General features: G+C 37.9%; 3 protein-coding genes, 2 tRNA genes and 4 pseudogenes. 7 read left to right on the forward strand and 2 right to left on the reverse strand.

What is annotated here, in order from left to right:
* The first annotated feature begins 75 nt into the window (after positions 1-75).
* Positions 76-148, forward strand: a tRNA-Thr gene (locus KY305_RS19680).
* 107 nt (positions 149-255) lie between these two features.
* Here KY305_RS19680 and KY305_RS20220 read toward each other — a convergent pair.
* The gene (locus KY305_RS20220) at positions 256-543 is read right to left on the reverse strand and encodes a tyrosine-type recombinase/integrase (protein WP_316252463.1); all 288 of its coding nucleotides are present in this window, start codon (positions 541-543) and stop codon (positions 256-258) included.
* Between the two features lie 103 nt (positions 544-646).
* Here KY305_RS20220 and KY305_RS19690 point away from each other — a divergent pair.
* The 4 genes and pseudogenes from KY305_RS19690 to KY305_RS19705 form a co-directional block, all read left to right on the forward strand.
* Positions 647-763: pseudogene (locus KY305_RS19690) on the forward strand (phage portal protein); the annotation flags it as partial.
* Positions 764-857: 94 nt separating this feature from the next.
* Positions 858-1556 carry an aspartate/glutamate racemase family protein gene (locus KY305_RS19695; protein WP_223063930.1) on the forward strand — a complete coding sequence of 233 codons (699 nt, stop codon included), beginning with the start codon at positions 858-860 and terminating at the stop codon, positions 1554-1556.
* An 81-nt stretch (positions 1557-1637) separates the two neighbouring features.
* Positions 1638-1751 (forward strand): annotated as a pseudogene (locus KY305_RS19700) (DUF2634 domain-containing protein); the annotation flags it as partial.
* 76 nt (positions 1752-1827) lie between these two features.
* A pseudogene (locus tag KY305_RS19705) lies at positions 1828-2197 on the forward strand (baseplate J/gp47 family protein); the annotation flags it as partial.
* Positions 2198-2278: 81 nt separating this feature from the next.
* Here the strand turns inward: KY305_RS19705 and KY305_RS19710 are convergent.
* Positions 2279-2605, reverse strand: a pseudogene (locus tag KY305_RS19710) (winged helix-turn-helix transcriptional regulator); the annotation flags it as partial.
* Positions 2606-2745: 140 nt separating this feature from the next.
* Between KY305_RS19710 and KY305_RS19715 the strand changes: the two are divergent.
* Positions 2746-3330, forward strand: coding sequence for an NAD(P)H-dependent oxidoreductase (locus tag KY305_RS19715; RefSeq protein WP_223063931.1), 585 nt, complete (start codon positions 2746-2748; stop codon positions 3328-3330).
* Positions 3331-4628: 1298 nt separating this feature from the next.
* Positions 4629-4703 (forward strand) — tRNA-Gly (locus KY305_RS19720).
* Positions 4704-4790 lie beyond the last annotated feature (87 nt).

Below are 4790 nucleotides of genomic sequence, written 5' to 3' on the forward strand. Positions count from 1 at the left end.
CGCAGTAGCTCAGTGGTAGAGCTATCGGCTGTTAACCGATCGGTCGTAGGTTCGAGTCCTACCTGCGGAGCCATTGCTTCCATAGCTCAGCAGGTAGAGCACTTCCATGGTAAGGAAGAGGTCAGCGGTTCGAGCCCGCTTGGAAGCTTAATTGAATATGTTGATCTGACGCAGTTTCCGCGAGATATGGAACTGTTATTTTTTTTGTCTAAAAATGATTTGGGTGGCAGAGAGGTGGCAAATTAGCAATTACCTTTAAGATGTTCCTATTTTTATTGCGTCTGCCACTAATGTATCCGATTCTTGGCCGGCATGAGCATAGACATTCAATGTAGTCTGTACATTTGCGTGGCCCAATTGCTGAGAAATTGCTTTAATGTTTAATCCTGATACTTTTCCAATCTGATTTATCAACATTGGTGCATGTGTATCCCTCATGTCATGCAGCCTGGCCGGCTTTATCTTATGTTTTTTAGTGAATCGCAGCCACCATGTATTAGGTGATGTCGGATACTGTGGTTTTCCAGTATCTCCTCCAAACAGTAATAATTTATTTTTGTCTTCTTACCATCCAGTCCACAAACTCACCTAACATGAATTTATTTTTCTTTGTTTCCCTTAATAATATTGAGGCTTCCTGTCTGGCTTAATTAGTATTCCTAAACGGCTGCGCGCTGGGGGAGAAGATGAACTGAAAACTGGTGATGTGATGATTGTCTCTTTAAAAGGCGGACAATCATTTTTTATTCTCGATAAAATTTAAATGATAGTAATCCTGAAAAAATAAATAATTGTAAAGGGCTAATCTATGCTTTAGAATAACTATAATATTTTGAAAATTTTATCTGAGGTGGGTTATGAAAACTATTGGTCTTATTGGTGGAATGAGTTGGGAATCTTCAGCTGAGTATTATCGAATTATCAATGAAGAAATAAAGAAGAAGTTAGGGGGGCTGCACTCGGCAAAATGTCTTTTATACAGTGTTGATTTTAAGGAGATTGAACATTATCAATCCGTAGGGGCTTGGGATAAAGCAGGAGAAGCTTTGGGGGAAGTTGCAAGGTCATTAGAAAAAGCCGGTGCAGATTTTATTGTAATATGTACAAATACTATGCATAAAGTTCTTGGATTTATACAAGAAATGATCACTATACCTATTTTGCATATTGCCGATGCAACTGCAGAACAAATTATTAGACAAGGCATTCGTTCAGTAGGATTACTTGGTACTAAATATACGATGGAACAAGATTTTTATAAATCACGTATTGAGTCTCATGATATTAATGTCATTGTGCCTAATGATGATGAAAGGGAATTAATAAATCATATTATTTATCAAGAACTATGTCTGGGTGAAATTAAACAGTCTTCCAAAAACATTTATAAGAAGATTGCAAATAATTTGGTGGATAGAGGAGCAGAAGGAATCATTCTTGGATGCACTGAAATTGGATTATTAGTAAAGGTAGAGGATTCAGAAGTGCCATTATTTGATACGACTTTAATCCATGCTCAAAAAGCAGTAAATAAATCTCTTTCGATTTCTTCTTAGAATGAATTACTTCTTATATTTTAAAACCGCTCTTTAGGAGCGGTTTTTATTATGGTTCATCGTTATAGGAGTGTGCTTATCATGGCCCTTTCACCAGAAAAAGAATTTGATGATTTTGAAGATGACAGCGAAGTAATAGAGACATCGCGCACATATAGAATTGACTTTGAAAATGGGCGAACTACTAACGAGCTCAGGTGATAGGTTCAAAGTTTCTTTTATCGTAGAGACAGACGAGGGTACGCTGGAAATCGAGGGGGGCTTGGCGAGGATGTTTGAAGATCAAACGTTTGAGGAGATTATGGGCCGTATGCTGTCCCATAACTCTGCGGATATTGAGACAAGAGAAGGCAGCGTCATTTACAATGCTCTTGCACCTGCGGCAGGTCTTGAAAGAACGGCAGACACGAAAGCTGTGAGGGCAGGTGAATTCACATCCGGAGTGAAAATTCCTGTGGGTTCTCGCTTCTTTGTTGATCATCTCTATTTTCAATATACAGCGGAGGGAACATTAGAATGTGAAACGGACGGTAAAGCTGCTAATACAAATATCTCCGGACAAAATCTTTTTGTCGCTCGATACGATACCAGGACTTCCAAAAGCGATGGTGAAAGAGATTAGTCTGGTCAATATGGAAAAATAGTTTAAGTAAATAAGTTGTCCCTTGATAATATGTGAAAGAGCCACTGATCACAAATTGGATGTATAAACCCTCCACATTTTTTTTGCCCCATTCCGCCATGCTATGCAGAATAGGAATGAAACTTTGCCCCAAGGGTGTCAGAGAGTACTCTACTTTTGGAGGAACTTCTTTATATACCTCTCTGTGCACCATTTGATCTTTTTCCAGTTCTCTTAACTGTTGTGTCAAAATTCCTTTTGAAATATTAGGAAGCATTCTTTGCAGTTCATTAAATCTCCTTGTCTGTGTGCTTAAATGCCATAAAATAACGATTTTCCACTTTCCTGCGATAATGTCCTGAGTCTGTGTAACCGGGCAGACTTCCTTTTGCTCTTCAGGCGGTTCACTGAATCTGCTTCGTGCCATTCAAAATGCCTCTCTTTCTTAAGTGGTACTGTTTTTATGACTATGTCATAAAAAATGACTACTTTTAAAAAAATGTCTAAGAATATAATATTAGATTACCCCCAATAATCAAATGAATAAATGAACGGAGGTTATGTAAAATGAAACATCTTATTGTTTATGCACATCCAAATTCCGAAAGCTTAAATCATGCGATTTTGGATACAACTGTAAATACATTAAAGAAAAACGGACACGAGGTAGTTGTACGTGATTTATATGCACTTGATTTTCAGCCTGTCTTAAAAACACAAGATACAGATGCAATGAAAGCGGGCCAGACTCCTGATGATATTAAAACCGAACAGGAATATATTTCTGAAGCAGATGTCATCACTTTTATTTATCCAATTTGGTGGACAGGTCTGCCAGCCATTCTTAAAGGGTATGTAGACCGGATTTTTGCGTACGGGTTTGCTTATGCTCCCGGTGAGGAAGGAATCGTTAAATTGCTGAAAGGCAAAAAAGGCTTCATTATTAATACTCATGGAACTCCTAATGAGATTTACGATGAGATTGGAATGACAGCGGGCCTGAAAATCACAACCGATGTCGGAATATTTGACTTCACTGGAATTGAAACAGTAGAACATTTACTATTCGGGAGCATCGGATATCTTGACGAAGAAGCGTATAAAGGTATGTTGAAGAAAGTGGAAGATACGATAAACCGCCACTTTTCATAAGGAATCGTTGTTGGACGGTTTAAAAGCATCCTGTTAGATGCTTTTTTTATGTGTGACAGCTTGTATCAAATTCGGGCCATCCCTTTTTATTTGGCGCCTGTTTTAAAAGTCCGGTGTAAATCAATTGAATCAGCGGCTATGCATCAGAATAAAGCTGCTTAATTTGTTCTTGTTTTTAAACTGCACTATAAACCTTTCTTCTTTGTCTTCAGATAATTCAACATCATTTGTAGAATTCCTGGACACTGTCTAATATATCTTTACAAAAAAGTTCATGCATAAAGGCATCAAATAGTTTTTGGGGAACTTTTGTGTATTGGTGCTATTCTTGTTTAGCAACTTCAGCTGTAATAGTGCTTAACGAAAAACATAAGACTACCATTATGATTTTTTTGACAGTAATCATCTCCTTTACATTTGCGTTTTTTTATTTCTGAGGGAAGATGGATGAGTGCTTCTTTTTTGGTTTGTTACTTGCGATATATCATCATACATGGTAAATCTATCCCTAAAAAGTTCAGAGCAGGGTGTTTTCTAGTGGACGATTTTTTTAAAAAACGGGGACAGAACGAAGATATTTTAATCAGTCAGTCATACGAGAGAGACAAGCAGTCTATGCATCTTCAAGGGAAGCAATCTACGGACCTGAACATCACAGAAGTTAGGTGCATGTTTAGGTCCGTTTTTTATTGAGATACGTCTTTAAGAAGAGACCCATTCCTAAAAAGAAAAAGCCGTTTTGGATATCATTTGCATTAAAAATGATGGGACTGTTTATCATCGTCCATCAGTTAAAACAGGAGTACGTTTTATAAAAGAGGGCTTAAGCAGCTATGTCTAGTATGAAAAGAAGACAAGACGGTGTTTTGCGACCGATATCATCCCTTTATGAATCAGTACGGAGTGTCCCGATACATAGAGAGTTGTTGAAGGAACTTAGTTTTCGTTCCGCAAGTTCGGTGAAATGTTTTCTGGACAGGGTAAATGAAAAAATGTGCAATGTGACAGGAAGGAATGCGCACAATTAGATAATTGAAAAGAGCCCCAAATAAATCAGGTGAAGGGACGAACAGGATTATTCGTTGGCAGTTGTCTAAACTGTATTGACTTTTAATGAAACCCTGATATAATAACTTTTGTCATAAGGAATTGTAATAGCTTTTTTAGTGAGCTTCTCTATAGTTAAGATGAGCGGATAGGTTCGCTTGGGATCTTAACTGAATATTTGACAGTACAGTTACCCGTTGTGGAGCTGTTATTTTTATTTTAATGGATCGTTATTAATACACAATACACTTGCGGAAGTAGTTCAGTGGTAGAACACCACCTTGCCAAGGTGGGGGTCGCGGGTTCGAATCCCGTCTTCCGCTCCAATCATTATTCTTACGACATGAAATATTTTACTGCGCCCGTAGCTCAATTGGATAGAGCGTTTGACTACGGATCAAAAGGTTAGGGGT

Source organism: Bacillus sp. YC2 (assembly GCF_019891195.1).
Classification (GTDB): Bacteria; Bacillota; Bacilli; order Bacillales; family Bacillaceae; genus Bacillus.

Bases quoted from the DNA above. Each gene is read 5' to 3' on its own strand.
- KY305_RS19695 (WP_223063930.1), top strand. From the start codon at position 858: ATGAAAACTATTGGTCTTATTGGTGGAATGAGTTGGGAATCTTCAGCT.
- KY305_RS19715 (WP_223063931.1), top strand. From the start codon at position 2,746: ATGAAACATCTTATTGTTTATGCACATCCAAATTCCGAAAGCTTAAAT.